Below are 18,411 nucleotides of genomic sequence, written 5' to 3'. Positions count from 1 at the left end.
TTCCTAGCTTAAAATATTAGGTAAAAGTGTACTTGCGATTAGAATAAAAATGAAAAAGGAAACAAGGATTATACTCTCTTTTTTAAATAAACCTTTTAAACTAACTATATAGGACATGCCAACTTGTTTTGCAGGTACTTTATGTGTTAACTTACTCACTAGAATTGCTATAAATATGGCTATAATAAATCCTGTTAAATTGTACCAAATCCAAAAAATATCTGGGACATTGCTAAAGCCTAAATTTTCTAATACTAAATGGATAGAAGTTTCTCCTGAATAAAAATGACCTTGACTAAAAAAGTAAACCAATTCTGGTAAATATTTAAAAATTAGGTTAACCGCAACCGATGTTATTATGGCTGCATTCATTCCAATATGATTTACTTTTCTTAGAAAAATGGCAATCACGAATGCTGCTAATATTGGTCCATAAAATAAAGAGGTAATAGCATTGATTAACTCGATAACTGTACTTTGGCTATTACCAAAAAGGTAAGCTGCAAGTATGCAAACTACACCCCAAAATACAACAAGTCCTTTTGATAAAAACATGTACCTTTTTTCGGAAAGTTTGGTTTTACCACTGTTAAAAAAATCTTCTATTGTTACTGCACTTAAAGAATTAATTGTAGAACTTAATGATGACATTGCAGCAGATAAGATACCAACCATTAAAATACCTATTAATCCATTTGGTAAATATTTAGTAATAAATACAGGCATCATTAAATCTGGTTTAATCCCTGAAGCTCCGTATTCTGCAGGATAATGTACACGTGTGGTTTCTTGTATGCTTTGATAAAATTCTGGGATATTACTTACCAAATAACCAATAATTAATCCCATAATACAATACACCAATACTACTGGAAATCGCAATAGTCCGTTAGCCATTAATAGCTTTCTAATAGTACTTTCATCTTTAGCCGATAATAAACGTTGTGCTTGGGTTTGATCTGTACCGTAATAAGACAGATATAAAAACAAACCACCTAAAAGCATTGGCCAGAAGCCATATTCTTCACCTTGAAAAATTCCTAGATTAGACAAATCTATTACTTGAAGTCTTTCGGTATTAAACCCTTTAAAAGTTCCGGTTTCACTCATTAAGGAATAGCCAACGATAAGACAAATAATTAATCCAGAAAAGAGAATGATCATTTGTATAGCATCTCCCCAAACTACAGCTTTCATACCACCTTGATACGAATATATTAATGTTACAATGCTTATAATAATTAACGTCCAATGAAAACTTATGCCTACTACAGCTTGAATAATTAATGCCATAGTAAATACCATAACTCCGGTCCCTAAAGCTCTACTGATTTGAAAAACAACACTAATTAATTTTCGAGTAGATTTAGAAAATCGACACTCTAAATACTCATAAATACTAACAATACCAGATTTGTATAAAGGTGGAATTATGAAAAACATTATGCCAATCATTGCTAAAGGAACACCAAACTCAAAAGTTAACCATTTTAAACCACCGTCTGCTTTTAAGCCTACAAAGGCAGGTGCTGATATAAAGCTTATAGCAGATAATTGGGTCGCCATAGTTGATAAGCTAAGTGGGAACCAACCTAAACTCTTTCCTCCAAGAAAATAATCTTTAGAATCTTTATTTTCTTTAAAGAAATAACCCATAGCTATAAACCCTATGAGATAAACAATTATAATTGTATAATCTAACCAATTCATTAAGGCAATTTATTTAGCGTTCTTAATCTTTTAATAAATCTAGCAACAAAGCTGCACTCCAAGAAAAATTGTTGCCACCATAACCAGCATTTTCTGTAATAGATTTTCTTGCATCAAAATACTCATAAAAACCATAGCGTTTTATAAGCGTAATAGAATCTTCTTTTACGGTCTCTGCTAAATTTTTGTATTTGTAGTTGTTTAAGCCTTTGTAGAGAAGCCAATTTAAGTTGATCCAGATTGGTCCTCTCCAATATTTTTTAGGATTAAATCTATCGCTATCAGGATCAAAAGAAGAGCAAAGGAATTTATCGTTTCCTTTAAATTTGTTGGTTAAGTTTTTCATTAATCTTTCAGCTCTAGCATTATCTGGTATTTGAGCAAAAAGTGGTGTGAATGAAGATGATGATAAAAATTCAATTTGTTTTTCGTTTCTTAAATCGTAATGTACATAACCACCTAATTTTTCATTATAAAGTTTCTCATTAAATCTAGTTATTGCTTTTTCTTGCCATGCTTTTAAAATGTCGATTTTTTCTTTAGAATCTCCTATAATTTCATATAATTCTATTAAAGCTGCATTAGATTTAATAAGTATTGCGTTAAATAAAGGATCTTGGACTAGAAAAGGTGATAACTCAGTAATCTTAGCATCATCGTAATTATATTCTTTGGCAATCTCTATAAGGTTTAGGTAGTAATCATATTCTCTGTTTGTTGGTCTCTGTGCAGCATCTACATGAGTGGTATCCATTCTTTCAAATGTGTAATTAGGAGGGGTAAAAGTATCCCAAATATCATCCCAAATAGGTGAGTTGTCGGTACCCGATTCCCAGTTATGATAAATATAAACTAAGCCTTCTTTGTTTGGGTCTCTGTGAGTATAAAAATGCGCATGGTTATGAAAAACTTTGTCAATATTGTGTTTTATAAAGCTTATCATATCTGCTTTATCCTCAACGATGTCGTAGATCTCCTTTAATACAAACCCTAAAACAGGAGGTTGCGTCATACCAGTTGTCTTATGGGTTTTTGAAGCTAGTGGATGTAAACTGGATTGATGAAAGTCTGCTCCAGGGAAATAGGTGTCGCTATCGTTATGAAAAACAATGTGAGGTAGAAATCCATTTTCCCATTGTGCACTTAATAGCGCTTCTATTTCTCGTTTTGCTTTATTTACATCATAGTGCGCGTAGCCTATAGCTATAAAACCAGAATCCCAGTTCCATTGAAAAGGATATAAACCTTCGCAAGGAATGGTAAATCCTTTATCTTCATTAAAGTTTGCATTAAGCACTTTTTTTGCTTGTTCTTTTAAATCTTTTTGTGTCATAATTATGGTAGAAGTGAAAATTGTATATAAAGAAAGCATTGACACTAATGAGAGGTCAATGCTTTCAGAATCAATCAATCAATCTTAAAAATTAAATGTAGTGGTTAAGAAAAATCTTCGTGGTAAAATAGGGCGCCCATAAAAGAAATCTCCATCGGCAGATTGCCCTGCAATACCTGCTCTAGGATTTCCTTCGGTAAGCCCAATGCTATCAAATAAGTTAAATACAGAGAAACCAACTCTTAAGCTATTATTCCCTTTTGTTTCAAAAGTATAGCCAGCACCTAATCTTGCTATAGTTATAGCATCTAATTCTACATTGTTAGTATCGTCAGTAAACTTTGCTCCTGTATGGTTAAGAGAAAACAGTGCATCAAGTTTTTGGTTATCATAATTTAATCCAAAGGATCCTAAAAAGTTTGGTTGTCTTCCGATTTCATTTCCTTCGTTAATCGTTGTAATGCCACCATTTACTAAATCTTCTGTTTGGTTGGTAGTAATTTCATGATTTTGATAAGTTAGCGTTGCAGATGCAGAGAGTGCATTTGTAAATCTGTAGTTTGCTGTAGCTTCTAAACCTAAAGTTTTTGTAGATTGTTCGCTACGACCTTGATCTACTAACTCGCCGTTTACTATTGCTTGATCTATACGAATACGATCACTTAGACCTACATAGTATGCCGCAACAGAACCAGAGAATTTAGACGTACCAAACTTAGCACCTAACTCACCTTGTATAATAGTTTCTGCATCATAATTAGTATTTCTAATTCCTGGTGTTGGTGCAAAACCACGTTGCTGAGGAAAAAAGAAGCCTCTAGAAAAGTTGGCATATAAGTTTGTGGATTCTGTTAATTCATATAGACCTGCTAAGGATAAAGCCCAGTCCGTTGCTTCAATTTCACCAGTTGTATAAGTACCATCTGTAAATCTTACATTTTGCAAGTCACTAGTTAATTCGGTATCTGTATACACTTGGCTCTCTACCAAATTACCTTTTCTAAATGTCCCTTTAGTTGATTCGATTCTTAGACCTACATCAAAGCGCCATTTATCAAATACCATTTCATCTGTAATATAAAATGCTGTTCTGCTTTGCTCTAAAAAGTTATTGGCTGTCATACCAATTCTATTGTATAAACCGCCTTGAGAATAAATTACATTAGCACCTCCTGCATCAGTATAACTTAAGTTTACTAAACGAGGGTTGTTATTGAATTCCGAAAGTACTCTGTATTGGTAGTTAACATCTTCAGCTTCAGTACGTGCTAAAAATGTACCTACAGTATAGGTATGTATACCATTGTCTGAGTTTAAAATAAGATTTGCCTCACCAGAATAATCTGTCATTGGTCTTAATCTGTCGATATGTAAGTTTTCAATTACCATATCATTACCATTTATTTGAGCACCAGAACCACCTTGGTAATTAGCTATGTAATTAGTGTTTTCTGGAGCAACCGCTTCTACATAGTCTGATAATGCAATTGGGTTTCCATAATTTCCGTTTCCACCAACATAAAGTGCAAAATTGTGCTTATAGTTAGCATATTTTACCTTTGATTTGAATTTTAAATTGTCATCTAAATTGTAATTAAAGTCAGCCAATAAGTAACCACCTTTAGTATAAACTCCATCACCAATAGGACTTTCGTAAACGCCACCTGGTGTTAAAAATGAAGTATTAGCAAGCTCACCAGATAATAATGATTCTACATCATCACCATCGTTCCCAGCAAGTCTATCTCTAGAGCCACCTTGTAATGGTAAAGGCATAAAGAATTGTGCTCTATCATTTATAAATTGACCGTGAATTGTAAGTGAACCATTTTCAAATTTTTGTTTAATATTTGCTCTTAATTGAAACCCACGAGTGTCTAAGCCAGTATCAATAGGACCTTCATCTTTTCTTAAAAAACCAGTAATTGCGTAATAAGTGTTTGAGTCTTCACTACCGAGTTGTCCTCCTGAATAAAACTCTGTTTTCAATCTACCGTCGGTACCATATTCTAAGTTTAGGACATTTTCATCATTAGTGTCACCAGTTTTACTTGTGTAGTTAATTATACCTGCAACAGAACCAGCGCCATATAAAACAGCAGCGCCACCTCTTACAAATTCTACACCTTTAAACCCAATATCTGGTCTTGCATATACATCGTGAGCAGAAGAATTAAGACCAAACGTGCTCATTAATGGCATGCCATCGTACTGTAAAGGGTTAAATACATACTGACCGCCAGAAGGTAATCCTCTTACAAAAAGGTTTGTAGCAGTTTCTCCACCACCACCTTCGGCTGTGATACCAGGTATGCTTCTTAATACATCAGCTTGACTGTTAGCAGAGAGCTTAGTTATATCCTTCTGCTTAAGGGAGCTAATAGACATAGGCGTGTCTTTTTGTGATCTAAAGGTAGATGATGCTGTTAGTACCACTGTGTCTAAAGTGTTGCCACCTTCTTTAAGAACCACATTAATAGTAACGATTTCATCATTACAATTAATTTTTTCTTCAAAAGTTTCAAAACCGATGTACGAAACAATAAGTGTTTGTTCTCCGGTTAAACTAGTGTTGAAACTAAAATTTCCATCAAAATCAGTTACAGCTCCCGATGTACTGCCTTTAATGATAACGTTAGCACCAATAATTGGCATATTGGATGCATCTGTAATTTTACCTTTGATTTCTGTTTGCGAAAAAACGGCAAATGCACAGAAAAAAAGCGCATAAGTGAGTAGTGATTTTTTCATTGATTATATATTTTTGTTTTTATTTCGGTAAAAATATTGTTAAATCTTTAATATTAAGATGAAAAAAATATAGAATATTCACTCAAACGTTTGCGGAAACGATTGCATAAATTTTTAATTTTGAAAAAAAGAATTATAACTTTAAAGGAGATAGCAAAAAAATTAAACCTGTCTATTTCTACGGTTTCTAGAGCACTAAATAACCATCCAGATATAAGTGAGGAGACAAAAAAAAAGGTCAATGATTTAGCTACGTCTCTTAATTATATTCCCAATATTTTTGCTAAAGGCTTCAGATCTCATAAGAGTAATATTATAGGCGTTATTGTGCCCAACATAACACATTACTTTACTACTACACTTATAAGAGGTATTATTGAGGAGGCCTCACTGCAAGGGTATAGGGTTATTGTATCTGAGTCTAATAATGATGTAAACAAGCAAACAGAAATGCTTAACACAATGCTGCAATTTGGGGTAGATGGTGTACTAATGTCTATTTCAAAGATGACAAGAGACGTAGACGATATACTTAAAGTACTAAACACAATACCTTTAATTCTTTTTGATAAAGCTTCTAATAAAATTCCTTGCACTCAAGTGGTTATTAATGAAGAAGAAGCCGCATATAATGTGGTTGAACATTTAATAAATACAGGCAAGAAAAGAATAGCTATAATTAAAGAATCTGAATATTCTTATAATTCAGAGAAGAGATATGAAGGATATTTACGAGCTCTAAAAGAAAATAGCATTGAAATTGACGATAAGATTATTTTAAGTGTAGATGACATATCTATGCGTCAAGGTAAAAGAATGACAAATGTATTATTGACTTTAAAAGAAAAGCCAGATGCAATTTTTGCAATAACAGATACGGCAGCAATTGGTGTTATAAAAACCTTAAAAAAAATAAATATAAAAATCCCTGAAGATATTGCAGTAGTGGGTTTTAGTAACTCTCTAAACTCATTAATAATAGAGCCTAAACTAACTACAGTAGACCAGCCAGGACAGAAAATAGGGTCAACAGCAGTAAAATATTTGATAGAGGAAATTAATAATCCTAACGAAATTCAGGTAAACAAAACTATAGAGATTAAAACCAACTTAATTATTAGAGATTCGAGCTTTAAAATATAACATTCATTTTAGTTACTTTTGTTCACTTTCAATAACTATAAGTTATTTTATCTCATGGAAACTATAGATGCAATTGTTTTAGGAATTATACAAGGCCTAACTGAGTTTTTACCTGTGTCATCAAGTGGTCATTTAGAATTGGGAAAAGCAATTCTTGGTGATAATTCCCTTCCAAAAGAAAGTCTTTTATTTACCGTTGTGCTACACTTTGCAACTGCATTAAGTACTATTGTAATTTTTAGAAAAGATATTCTCGAAATCATAAAAGATGTTCTAAAATTCCAATGGAACGAAAATCTTCAATTTGTAGTTAAGATTATTGTTTCTATGATACCTGCAGCAATTGTGGGTGTATTTTTTGAAGAACAACTAGAACAGCTATTTGGAGGTAATATTGTGTTGGTCGGTTTTATGCTTATCATCACTGCCATTCTACTATTTTTAGCTGATAAAGCTAAGGACACCAATAAAAAAGTATCATATAAAAATGCTTTTGTTATTGGTATTGCTCAAGCGATTGCTATGTTACCAGGTATTTCGAGATCTGGTGCTACAATCTCAACTTCAGTGTTATTGGGTAATGATAAATCGAAAGCTGCTAGGTTCTCATTTTTAATGGTTGTTCCACTAATCTTCGGTAAAATTGCTAAAGATATTTTAGGAGGTGAGCTAACCTATGATAGTGCTAATTTTTCAACCTTGGGTATTGGTTTTATTGCCGCTTTTGTATCTGGTTTGTTTGCTTGTACTTGGATGATAAAACTCGTAAAACAAAGCAAATTATCTTACTTTGCTATCTATTGTATTTTGGTAGGAATTACTGCTGTAATTTGGTCATTTCTATAAATGAAAACACTCGAAGATTATAAAGAAGGCCAAGTTTTGCTTATAGACAAACCATTGCATTGGACATCTTTTCAGGCAGTTAATAAACTACGTTGGGAAATCCGTCAAGCTTTCAACATTAAAAAAATAAAAGTGGGTCATGCAGGTACTTTAGATCCTTTAGCAACAGGTCTTTTAGTAATTTGTACTGGTAAAATGACCAAACAAATCAATACGTTTCAAGGTCAGGAAAAAGAATACACAGGAACATTTGTTTTAGGTAGTACCACACCATCGTATGATTTAGAAACTGAAATCGATAATACCTATCCTACAGGTCATATTACCGAGACGCTTATTCACGATACTACAAAGCAATTTATAGGTAAGATAGAACAATTTCCACCAGTGTTTTCAGCCATAAAAAAAGATGGTAAACGCCTTTACGAATTTGCTAGAGCAGGAGAGGAGGTTGAGATAAAGTCTAGACAAGTTGAAATCACTGAGTTTGAAATTACCCAAATAAGTAATCTTGAACTTCAATTTAGAGTGGTTTGTAGTAAAGGAACTTACATTCGTTCTTTAGCTCACGATTTTGGAAAAGCGTTAAATTCTGGTGCACATTTATCAGAATTGAGACGAACCAGAATAGGTGATTTTACAGTTGAAAATGCCCTAACACCAGAAGAATTTATAAAGAATCTTCCCGAAAAACTGTGATTTAACAACGGTTTAAGAGGGTCTTTTAATCTATTTCCTTATTATAGACGTATATAGTAATAGACTCTAAACGAATTGAATTGAATTTTATTGACCAACATAAAGCCGCAATTATCACATTTCTACTTACAGGAATTGTGGTATTAGCTCTGTTTAGTTTTCAATTAAAACAAAAAAGCAAACTCATAGCAGAAAGTTATTACGAGTTAGAATCTGCGGAACCAGAAGAACAAGAAATTAAGGAGGAAGAACTTGAAAAACTTGATGAATTATTAGGTGAAACTTCAGATAAAGCTTTTAATCAAGATCAAGAGTACAAGGAAATGATGCGTAATTTTAAAACCGTTAGCTCAAACGATTTTGAACGTACTACCACAGCCCTTGAAGAAGAAAAGCTTAATGAAGAAGAGATTCTCCAAGAGGAAACAAGCATAAATAAGTCTTACATTAATAGCAATGCTTATGCACTCAAATCTGAAGAAACAGAGTCTTATAAAAAGTTACAGGAAGAATTAAATAAACGTAAAGAAAATAAGAAAATAGCAGACGAACATGCTAAATCCCAAAGTACGCTAACCTATTCTTTAAAAGGTAGAGCATTAGAATATTACAAAACGCCACGTTATCTATGTGAATTTGGTGGAAGAATTGTTGTAAACATTAAGGTTAATGGTTCAGGCAATGTTTACGATACCAGTATTAACGGGTCTTCTAGTTCCAAAAATCAATGTCTTATTGATTATGCCATAGAATATGCAGAATCTGTTCAATTTGATGCTTCTACAAATAATAGCCAAATAGGAACAATTACGTTTTTATTTAAAGGAAAGAATTAATCCAAAAGCTTAATTAAATCTTCAATCGTTGATTGCCCCTTATCTTTATTGTACCAACGTTGCAGATCTTCTTTAAACTCTGGAGTTAATTTGCCGTGCTCGGCTTTATAGTCTGTAACCATTTTAGTAGCTACGGTTGGTCTTGGACCAAAAGTGTTAATAACCTCATTGGTTGTATTATCAATCATTATCAATTTAGGAATTGACTTTCCACCATTGGTCAAAAACTGATTCATTAGCGCGTCATTGTCATCTCGGAGTACAATTTTATAATCGATATTATCATTAAGTTCTGCAACTTTATTAATAACAGGCGTTATATGTGCTGCATCTCCACACCAACTTTCAGAAATAACCAACCAAGTTACTTTTTTATTGAAGTTTTTAATCTTGCTTTTCGCTACTTCAGAAACTTTAATGGTTTTATCCCAGCGTTTCATGCGTCGGTCATTTAGTAAAGTATATTCCGCTAAAGCTTCAGTTTTTTCGTTTCCTGTGGTTGATTTTTGTTCAACTAAATCGTTAACAAGGTTGCGGTATGCTGTGTAAGACATGCTGTTTTTCAAGCTATCTGAAATGATATTATTTATCATGTTTAATTCTAATGTTTCCATATAGCAAAAATAGGATTCTAATACGTTTTATTGTGAAACAGTTGTTACATTAGTAGTGCAAAATTAAAATCCTTACAGTATGGAAAAACATAGATGTGGTTGGTGCGTTGGAGATCCGCTTTATGAAGCGTATCATGATGAAGAATGGGGAGTTCCGGTATATGATGATGATACCTTATTTGAATTTTTAATTCTTGAAACTTTTCAAGCAGGTTTAAGTTGGATTACCGTACTTAGGAAGCGTGAAAATTTCAGAAAAGCTTTTGATAAATTTGACTATAAAAAAATAGCTAATTACAAGGAGGATAAAATAGAAGCTTTGTTACAAGATGAAGGTATTATCAGAAATAAATTAAAAGTAAATGCTACTGTAACTAATGCGAAAGCCTTTATGGAAATTCAAGACGAATTTGGATCTTTTTCAAAATATATTTGGGGTTTTGTAGATGGAAAACCTATAAAAAATAGCATTACTGATTATAAAGAAGCTCCAGGTAATACTCCTTTAAGCGACGCTATAAGTAAAGATTTGAAAAAACGAGGTTTTAAGTTTGTGGGTACTACTGTAATCTATGCGCATATGCAAGCTACAGGTATGGTAAATGACCATGAAGTTTCGTGCTTCAGGTATGATGAGGTTTAAAGATATTCAACAAATTCCGTCCTAGAAATATTTCTAGCTCCCAGGCTTTCTAAATGGTTGGTATGCAACTGGCAGTCTATCAATCTATAATTAGAGTTTTGAACAAAAGTTATAAAACCAACTTTACTAGCATTACTTACTTTAGTAAACATACTTTCTCCACAAAACACATTGTTGCCTAGGTCTATACCATAAAGTCCGCCAACCAATTGGTCGTTTTGCCAAACTTCGATAGATTTTGCATAGCCTAGTTGGTGTAGTCTTAAGTAAGCATCAATCATATCTTGTGTTATCCATGTATCATCTTGCCCTACACGTTTGGTTTTAGAGCAACGTTCTATAACACTTTTAAAATCCTTATTTATTGTGACTTCAAAATGGTTCTTTTTCAAGAGTTGTTTCATGGTTTTTGATACATGAAGCTCTTCTGGAAACAAAACAAATCTTGGATCTGGTGACCACCAAAGAATAGGTTCGTCATCCGAGAACCATGGGAAAATACCTTTCTTATATGCGCTTAGCAGCCGTTTGGTAGACAAGTTGCCACCAATGGCTAATAAGCCTTCAAAAGTGGCCTGAGAAACATCAGGGAAATCTGTATTTTCATTAAGAATAATCATAATTACCAACAATTATAACATTTTTTACAGTTAAATAAACTAATGTGTTTTGTTTGTATGAGATTTTTGTAGATATTTGACTAGACCTTTGTGTGATAAATTTTTTTGTTCATCATTGCTTTTTTTTTAAGTTTATTACTAGAGGTCAAACCTAAAACCACAATATTAAGTCCTGATTTAACTATCGGGACTTTTTTGTTATAAAGCAAAAAAAGACCTGTTTAAAAAAACAGGCCTTTTTTAATGTTGTGATATCTTAATTAAAAAGGTAAATCATCATGATCGTCCTCATTAACATCATTTACAGGTTCAAAAGCTTCTGTTGGTGGTACAGGAGGCATATCTCCGTTACCTGCTTCAGCTTGTAATGCTTCTATTCTCCAACCTTGGATAGAGTTAAAATATTTTGTTTCTCCTTGTGGGTTTACCCATTCTCTACCTCTAAGGTTAATATTTATTTTTACTGGTTGACCAACTTGGTAGCTGTTAAGTAAATCTGTTTTATCTTGAACAAACTCAACCATAATGTGCTGCGGATATTGTTCTTCTGTAGTTACAACCACTTCTCTTTTTCTAAAACCATTGTTTCCAAAGGTTTGAGTCTCACCAATCACCTTAATTCGTCCTTGTACTTCCATTTTCGCTTAATCTATTTTATTTTAAATAATCTAATTTTTTGAGGCTACGAAAGTAATAACTTCCAAGCACTTTCTACGTCTCCAAAGCTTAAATAATTTTTTGCTAATTTATGCTTTTCTCTATGCGAAGCATTTTTAATATTAGGATAACGCTCGCTTATTTCATTAATAAATTTATCTACATCTTCTTGATTTGGTAATTTTTCTACATTACCAAGCATACCTAAATTATTTCCTGTTAAAATCATACTGTTTTTAACATCTTCGGGCATGTTATCTACACCAATTCCTAAAGTTTGTATAGGTTTAGGAATTTCGAAAAAGCCTTTTTTAGCTCTACTGTAGTAACTACCACCAGCTCTAGCCACTAAATCTAAAGCTTCTTGATTTACCGTTTCATCATCATTCATGATGTCTTTAGACAGGTGTAGTTTTACAACTTCACAAATCACCAAATTACCAGCACCACCTTCGTTGCCTAGTTTTATAATATCATTGACTTTACATTCTAATTGAATAGGCGATTCCAAAACTCTAAAAGGCTTCACTTCATCTGACTCTAGCATAGTTAAACCAGCTTTGTCAAATTCATTAACACCTTCACCGTACTCAGTACTAGATAATGAGGCTTGCTGAACAAGGTCATAATTCACTACATTAATAACGACTTCCTTTGTAGCTTCTACATTATTAAGGGTATGCTTTGTGGTATTATTCCTAACACGTCTTGCTGGAGAAAATATGAGAATTGGCGGATTAGCACTAAAAACATTAAAGAAACTAAAAGGTGATAAATTGGGATTACCTTCTGTATCTATAGTGCTTGCAAATGCTATTGGTCTTGGTGCAACAGCGCTTAATAAATAGCTGTGCAACTTACCTGTAGTAAGGTCTTTAGGATGTAATGAAATCATTTAGTCAACGGATATTTAACAAAAATAATAATATTCAATTGGTATTAAAAGTATTTTGCAGTCAGTTAAGAACAATAATATCAACATATTTACATTATATTTAAAAAATGTAATTGCACTTACCGATGACCTTGAGTTTTAATAGAAATGTAGTCCGTTGGATTATTATTATTTCTTCATTTATCATTATTTCCCTTATTCTTTGGAATACCTATATCTTCTTTCAAAACTTTAAAGCTGAAGAGCGTAGCAAAATGAGAAATTGGTCTTTTGCTCAGAAAGAGATAAGCATTACAAAAAACCTAAATGATGACTTTGGAGAGTTACCACTTGAAATTATTACAAGTAATACCACTACTCCTATGATAAAAGTTAATGACGATGGAAGCATTGACTATAATAATATAGATGAAGAAAAGGCCAAAGATTCATTGTATTTAGTTGGATTAATAGAGAAATTTAAAAAAGAAAATAGGCCTATTGAAATCAAATATAAAAATAAGGTACTCTCAATGCTTTATTATGGCAATTCACCTTTACTCAATAAGCTAAAATACTACCCATTAGCATTACTTTTAATAATTATTCTGTTTGCAGCTGTAGTGTATTTCTTTTACCGTAGTGCTAAAACGGCTGACCAAAATAAACTTTGGACAGGTATGGCTAAAGAAACAGCACATCAAATAGGAACACCTTTGTCTTCGCTTGTGGGTTGGACAGAAATCTTAAAAACAGAGCAGGTAAATCCAGATTATATTCAAGAAATTGAAAAGGATATCGATAGGTTAAAAACCATAACCGAACGTTTTAGCAAAATAGGTTCTGCACCAACTCTTGAAAAAATGGATATTGTAGAAGCTACAATAGATTCGTATGATTATTTAAAATCAAGATCTTCAAAACTTATAAATTTTGAAATAATTATTCCTGAGCATCAAATTTTTGTTGATTTGAACGAACAGCTTTACAGCTGGACCATTGAAAACTTAGTTAAAAATGCTATCGATGCTATGAAAGGAAAAGGAGATTTAAAAGTAGAACTTTTTCAAGTCGAAAAACAGGTTTTTATAAAAATTACAGATACGGGAAAAGGCATACACAAAAATCAATTTACCAAAATATTTGAACCCGGATTTACTACAAAGAAGCGTGGTTGGGGACTTGGACTCTCGTTAGCTAAACGGATAATTGAAGATTACCATAACGGAAAAATTAAAGTTTTAGAGTCCGAAATTGGTAAAGGCACAACAATTCAAATTACTTTAAAAGTTTTGTCTTAAATTTGTAACATGCTATCGACCAATGATTTTACTTTAAAAGAAGCACGTTTGAGTAACAATTGTCCTGAATGTTACTCTAACGATAGTATGGAAATTGTCTTTAAGCAAAAGCAAAAAGAAAATGTTTTCTACAAGTTTGTATCACCAGAAATCTTTAGTGAAATAACATGCTATAATTGTAATACCAAGATTTTTCCTGTGATGTGGACAGACGATATTGAAAATGTTGTTAGTTATCACAAAAGAGGCATACAGCCACAATCAAAATCTATAAAATTAAAACCCTTTGCCTGGGCTTTTATCATCTTTGATATTCTTTTGGTAACAGGTATTGTTTTATACGTTTCAGGTGTGTTTTCTAAGTAGAAAAACGGATTATATAAAGTTGCTCGAAATTTTTTGAGCTATAGCCTCAAACTCGTCTTTTTCTAATTTTTCTTTATATGTAAAACGCGCATTTTCCATAGTATGAAGTGGAATTAAATGTACGTGAACATGAGGTACTTCTAAACCAATTACAGACATACCAACGCGTTCACATGGAATTGACTTTTCAACGGCAAGTGCTACTCGTCTTGAAAAATTCATTAATCCCATGTAAGTGTCTTCATCAAGATCAAAAATTTTATCCACTTCCTTTTTGGGAATACAAAGTGTATGACCTTTGGAGTTAGGGTTAATATCTAAAAAGGCAAAAAAGTCTTCTGTTTCTGCAATTTTATATGAAGGAATTTCGCCATTTATGATTTTAGTGAAGATTGTAGCCATTGGTATTATTAATTATATTATAAAGATAAAAAAAGATTCCTGTTTCAACTGAAATGACATCAGTATAAAACAGGAATCTCTATTCGTTTTTCTTTTTTCTACTGAAGTTATCTTGATATTTCTAAAATATCAAACTTAATGGTGCCATTAGGTACTTTAATTTCCGCAATATCACCAACGGATTTACCTAACAAACCTTTGCCTATAGGTGAGTTTACAGAGATTTTACCATTTGCTAAATCTGCTTCACTTTCAGCCACCAAAGTGTAGGTCATTTCCATACCGTTCGTCTGGTTTTTTATTTTCACTTTAGATAATGCCAATACTTTTGAAGTGTCTAACTGAGACTCATCAATAACACGAGCATTTGCTAAAGTTTCTTCCATTTTAGAAATTTTCATCTCTAGCATGCCTTGAGCTTCTTTAGCAGCATCATATTCTGCATTTTCACTTAAATCACCTTTATCTCTCGCCTCTGCAATAGCTTGTGAAGCTTTAGGACGTTCAACATCTTTAAGATGGTTTAGTTCTTCTCTTAATTTTTTTAATCCTTCAGCAGTGTAGTAAGATACTTTACTCATAATTCATACGTTTAATAGTTGTAATCTCTAGCGCTATTTCAAAAAAGATCCCGAAATAAATTCGGGATTAAATAAAAAATCCCGTGCTAACGAGATTAGAACACAAATATACAAATATTTACTGTATAGTTGAAATAATTGTAACTTGCGAACTAAAAATTTTTAATGAAAAGATTAGCCCTAATACTCTGTCTTACTGTAGTTATTAGCTGTAGTAAAAGTGATAATACTAACAACTGTAACTTCTTATTTAATACTAATGTGGATTTAACGGTTAATACCAATTTGCCACAATTTAATCAGTTAAATTTTACAGGAAGTAGTGTTTATGTTGCTGGTTATGGAAATGGAGGCATTTGGTTACATCGTTTAAATTCTAGTACGTTATACGCTTGGGATGCATCAGATCCTAACCATGAGCCTGTTTCTTGCTCAACTCTGGGCTCTCTTGATGGTGAGGTAGTAACTTGTGGCTGTGTAGACGAAAACAGGTATAGTTTATCTACTGGTTACGAGTATGCAGAAGAAATAACACAACCCTGTACACTTAAGCCATACAGGGTTGAGGATATAGGGAACAATACATTTTTAGTTACTGGTAACTAAAATTTTAATGTAGCTCCTAATAAAAAGTTAGTTGTAGCTTGTGGGTAAAAACCAGCACCTTCAATTGTGGTTACAGCATTTGGGTCTGACCACGTATCATCATAAGTGTAGTAATAGCCATTTGAGATATATTTTTCATTGAAAATATTATTCACTAAACCTGTGAATACAATAGAATCAAAAACGGGTTGAGACTCACCGTCGCTTTGGAATGACAAAGTATAACTAATATTAAAATCATTTATAAAATAACTATCTAACTTGGATCTTTCAGCTTCAGTGTTACCCATATATTGGTCTCCAACATATTTGCTTAATAAAGCCATTTGTAAATCTTTTACAGGTTGAAACACTATAGCATTGGCAGCGATTAATTCTGGTGAGAATGAAATATCTGTTTTTCCCAAATTTTGTAGTTCACCATCATATGAAATTACTGTTTCCTTGTTTTTATTAGAGCTTAAGGTCATATTAGGTTGCAATGTTAACATTGGAGTCACAGGTATGATAGCTTCTAACTCTAAACCTAATCTATAACTTTTTCCGCTATTGATTCGTATTGGGTTACCAACATCATCAAGTCTACCAGAAAGTACTAACTGCTCATTATATAGCATGTAATAAGCATTGGCATTAAATGAGAAGTTTCCTTTTTTATGTCTCCAGCCTAATTCAAAGTCATTAAGCTGTTCTGGTTTAATATCATTATTCTCTTCAAACTCTGTTCTGTTAGGTTCTCTATTAGCTCTAGCATAAGAAAAATAGAAGCTGTTTGAGTTGTTTAAATCGTAAGTGACACCTGCTTTTGGATTAAAAAATGTGAAATTCTTATCCACTTCAAAATCTACCAAATCAGATGTATTACCAAATGTTTTATAAGTGACGTTGCGTAACTGTAAATCACCGTATAGACTGAATTTTTCACTAAGTCTGTAATTTGCTTTTGCAAAACTAGATATATCGTTTTTTAAACTATTACCATCATAATAACGATCTCTAATTTCGGTCTGACTTGCATATCGTGCCCAAATGATTTCACCAAAATGGTCACCATCATAATGACTTAATGATCCACCAAAAAGGAGATTTAAATTGTCATTTTTATAGTTAGCATTGGCATTGATTACATAATAGTCATTGTCTAACCAACGTCTACGGATTAAGTCTGTAGTATTTACGGTTCCATCACCAATAGTAATATCATTTAAACCATAATCTGAAAAATCTTCGTCTTCTCTGTATTGTTCAAAAAAGCCACGTCCGTAGGTGTAATTTAAACTAACCGTTGTAGACCAATTATTGTTATAGCGTTGGTTCCAGTGTAATTGATAATGATCTTGGCTGTAATCATCAACTTCGTTATCGTAAAATTGAAGTTCATTATTTTCATCAAAATAGGCGCCAGCCGTATTGAATTGTCTGTTTTCGTCAATATTTGGGTTTGCGCCAAGTGATTCAATTTCTGCAGGATCAAAGCCATTCCAAGATTGATAAGTCACCTCATTGCCTCCAAAAATCACAGCTTTGATTAAAGTGTTATCATTAACATAAGAGCCTTGTAAAAAATAGGATTTTAAGTCAGACGATGCTCTGTCTATATAACCATCGGAAACAATGTTGGAAAGACGACCAGCAATTTCAAAGTGATCATTCATTAATCCTGTACTATACTTCAAGGTATGTTTCCTAGTGTTGTAGCTACCAAATGAATTTGAAATTTCACCAGAAGCTTCTTTTGAAGCGGCATCGGTAAGTACATTTATACTGGCGCCAAAAGCCCCAGAACCATTGGTAGAAGTCCCGACTCCTCTTTGTAACTGTAAACTTTCTACAGAAGAAGCAAAATCACCAAGGTTGACCCAGAAAGTTCCTAAGGACTCAGCATCATTATACGGAATACCGTTAATGGTAACGTTTGTAGATTGAGAACTTATACCACGAACTCTAATACCTGTATACCCTACACCTGCACCAGCATCTGTAGTGGTAACAACAGAAGGTAAATAATTAAGTAAAATAGGAATATCTTGTCCTAGATTACGCTTTTCAATGTCTTTTTTAGTGACATTGGAATGCGTGATGGGAGATTTAGCATCTACTCGAACTGCTTTTACTAAAACTTCGTCTAGCTTTTCGGTTTTTGTAGAGTCTTGTTGTTTTTCTTGTCCATAAGTAGAACAAATTCCAAATAAAATGATGAAAAAAGTTAATCTCTGTCGTTTTGTTTTAGAGAGATTGTTGAATAAGTTTTTCATTACGACTATAATTTTATAATCGAATAAAAAGAGGTAATTATTCTTGGTTAATAATTAATTATCAGCGTGCTAATACAATTTTGAAATTATTGATTTTCTTATGAATCTTGCGCGCATAACTTAGGTATAGTCATAGATTCAGAAGTAAAACCAATTGATAACCTAATTGCACTC

Annotated in this window: 18 protein-coding genes; 8 read left to right on the top strand and 10 right to left on the bottom strand. The window is 32.7% G+C overall.

The window, feature by feature from the left end; translation table 11 throughout:
* Positions 1–3: 3 nt before the first annotated feature.
* The 3 genes from QGM60_RS05340 to QGM60_RS05330 all read right to left on the bottom strand — a co-directional run bounded on the left by QGM60_RS05340 (position 4) and on the right by QGM60_RS05330 (position 5,794).
* Positions 4–1,710 (bottom strand): sodium/solute symporter, encoded by a 1,707-nt coding sequence (locus tag QGM60_RS05340; RefSeq protein WP_281139191.1) that lies wholly within the window; start codon positions 1,708–1,710, stop codon positions 4–6.
* Between the two features lie 22 nt (positions 1,711–1,732).
* The gene (locus QGM60_RS05335) at positions 1,733–3,043 is read right to left on the bottom strand and encodes a trehalase family glycosidase (RefSeq protein ID WP_281139190.1); all 1,311 of its coding nucleotides are present in this window, start codon (positions 3,041–3,043) and stop codon (positions 1,733–1,735) included.
* 84 nt (positions 3,044–3,127) lie between these two features.
* Positions 3,128–5,794 carry a TonB-dependent receptor gene (locus QGM60_RS05330; RefSeq protein ID WP_281139189.1) on the bottom strand — a complete coding sequence of 889 codons (2,667 nt, stop codon included), beginning with the start codon at positions 5,792–5,794 and terminating at the stop codon, positions 3,128–3,130.
* Positions 5,795–5,914: 120 nt separating this feature from the next.
* Here QGM60_RS05330 and QGM60_RS05325 point away from each other — a divergent pair, with 120 nt between their 5' ends.
* The 4 genes from QGM60_RS05325 (at position 5,915) to QGM60_RS05310 (ending at position 9,318) form a co-directional block, all read left to right on the top strand.
* Positions 5,915–6,937, top strand: a complete 1,023-nt coding sequence (locus tag QGM60_RS05325) for a LacI family DNA-binding transcriptional regulator (RefSeq protein ID WP_281139188.1) — start codon at positions 5,915–5,917, stop codon at positions 6,935–6,937.
* Positions 6,938–6,991: 54 nt separating this feature from the next.
* A complete protein-coding gene (uppP, locus tag QGM60_RS05320) occupies positions 6,992–7,783 on the top strand; it encodes an undecaprenyl-diphosphatase UppP (protein WP_281139187.1) in 792 nt (263 codons plus the stop codon).
* A complete protein-coding gene (gene truB, locus QGM60_RS05315) occupies positions 7,784–8,482 on the top strand; it encodes a tRNA pseudouridine(55) synthase TruB (protein ID WP_281139186.1) in 699 nt (232 codons plus the stop codon).
* Positions 8,483–8,562: 80 nt separating this feature from the next.
* The gene (locus tag QGM60_RS05310; protein WP_281139185.1) at positions 8,563–9,318 is read left to right on the top strand and encodes a hypothetical protein; all 756 of its coding nucleotides are present in this window, start codon (positions 8,563–8,565) and stop codon (positions 9,316–9,318) included.
* Here the strand turns inward: QGM60_RS05310 and QGM60_RS05305 are convergent.
* Positions 9,315–9,932: a thioredoxin family protein gene (locus QGM60_RS05305; RefSeq protein ID WP_281139184.1), complete on the bottom strand. Its 618-nt coding sequence runs from the start codon at positions 9,930–9,932 to the stop codon at positions 9,315–9,317. The two genes, QGM60_RS05310 and QGM60_RS05305, sit on opposite strands and share 4 nt — an antisense overlap.
* Positions 9,933–10,011: 79 nt before the next feature.
* Between QGM60_RS05305 and QGM60_RS05300 the strand changes: the two genes are divergently transcribed.
* Positions 10,012–10,575, top strand: coding sequence for a DNA-3-methyladenine glycosylase I (locus tag QGM60_RS05300; protein ID WP_281139183.1), 564 nt, complete (start codon positions 10,012–10,014; stop codon positions 10,573–10,575).
* Here the strand turns inward: QGM60_RS05300 and aat are convergent.
* From aat to QGM60_RS05285, 3 genes are all read right to left on the bottom strand, one after another.
* Positions 10,572–11,195, bottom strand: a complete 624-nt coding sequence (gene aat / locus QGM60_RS05295) for a leucyl/phenylalanyl-tRNA--protein transferase (RefSeq protein ID WP_281139182.1) — start codon at positions 11,193–11,195, stop codon at positions 10,572–10,574. The genes QGM60_RS05300 and aat overlap by 4 nt on opposite strands.
* A 260-nt stretch (positions 11,196–11,455) precedes the next feature.
* The gene (locus QGM60_RS05290) at positions 11,456–11,833 is read right to left on the bottom strand and encodes a DUF3127 domain-containing protein (RefSeq protein ID WP_281139181.1); all 378 of its coding nucleotides are present in this window, start codon (positions 11,831–11,833) and stop codon (positions 11,456–11,458) included.
* A 44-nt stretch (positions 11,834–11,877) separates the two neighbouring features.
* Positions 11,878–12,747: a flavin reductase family protein gene (locus QGM60_RS05285; protein ID WP_281139180.1), complete on the bottom strand. Its 870-nt coding sequence runs from the start codon at positions 12,745–12,747 to the stop codon at positions 11,878–11,880.
* 125 nt (positions 12,748–12,872) lie between these two features.
* Here QGM60_RS05285 and QGM60_RS05280 point away from each other — a divergent pair, with 125 nt between their 5' ends.
* Both QGM60_RS05280 and QGM60_RS05275 read left to right on the top strand, forming a co-directional pair.
* Complete coding sequence (locus tag QGM60_RS05280; protein ID WP_281139179.1) at positions 12,873–14,027, top strand: HAMP domain-containing sensor histidine kinase; 1,155 nt, start codon at positions 12,873–12,875, stop codon at positions 14,025–14,027.
* 9 nt (positions 14,028–14,036) lie between these two features.
* The gene (locus QGM60_RS05275) at positions 14,037–14,393 is read left to right on the top strand and encodes a hypothetical protein (protein WP_281139178.1); all 357 of its coding nucleotides are present in this window, start codon (positions 14,037–14,039) and stop codon (positions 14,391–14,393) included.
* 9 nt (positions 14,394–14,402) lie between these two features.
* On the opposite strand, the gene QGM60_RS05270 is transcribed toward QGM60_RS05275, so the two are convergent.
* Together QGM60_RS05270 and greA are read right to left on the bottom strand one after the other, a co-directional pair.
* A complete protein-coding gene (locus tag QGM60_RS05270; RefSeq protein ID WP_281139177.1) occupies positions 14,403–14,795 on the bottom strand; it encodes an HIT family protein in 393 nt (130 codons plus the stop codon).
* A gap of 107 nt (positions 14,796–14,902) precedes the next feature.
* A complete protein-coding gene (gene greA, locus QGM60_RS05265; protein WP_281139176.1) occupies positions 14,903–15,376 on the bottom strand; it encodes a transcription elongation factor GreA in 474 nt (157 codons plus the stop codon).
* Between the two features lie 165 nt (positions 15,377–15,541).
* On the opposite strand from greA, the gene QGM60_RS05260 reads away from it, so the two are divergent.
* On the top strand, positions 15,542–15,982 hold the full coding sequence (locus QGM60_RS05260) for a hypothetical protein (RefSeq protein WP_281139175.1): 441 nt from the start codon (positions 15,542–15,544) through the stop codon (positions 15,980–15,982).
* On the opposite strand, the gene QGM60_RS05255 is transcribed toward QGM60_RS05260, so the two are convergent.
* Complete coding sequence (locus QGM60_RS05255) at positions 15,979–18,237, bottom strand: TonB-dependent receptor (protein ID WP_281139174.1); 2,259 nt, start codon at positions 18,235–18,237, stop codon at positions 15,979–15,981. The genes QGM60_RS05260 and QGM60_RS05255 overlap by 4 nt on opposite strands.
* Positions 18,238–18,411 lie beyond the last annotated feature (174 nt).

Source organism: Winogradskyella sp. SYSU M77433 (assembly GCF_029911945.1).
Taxonomy (GTDB): domain Bacteria; phylum Bacteroidota; class Bacteroidia; order Flavobacteriales; family Flavobacteriaceae; genus Winogradskyella.
Note: the sequence above shows the minus strand (reverse complement) of the source record. Positions and strands in the feature narration are given on the sequence as shown.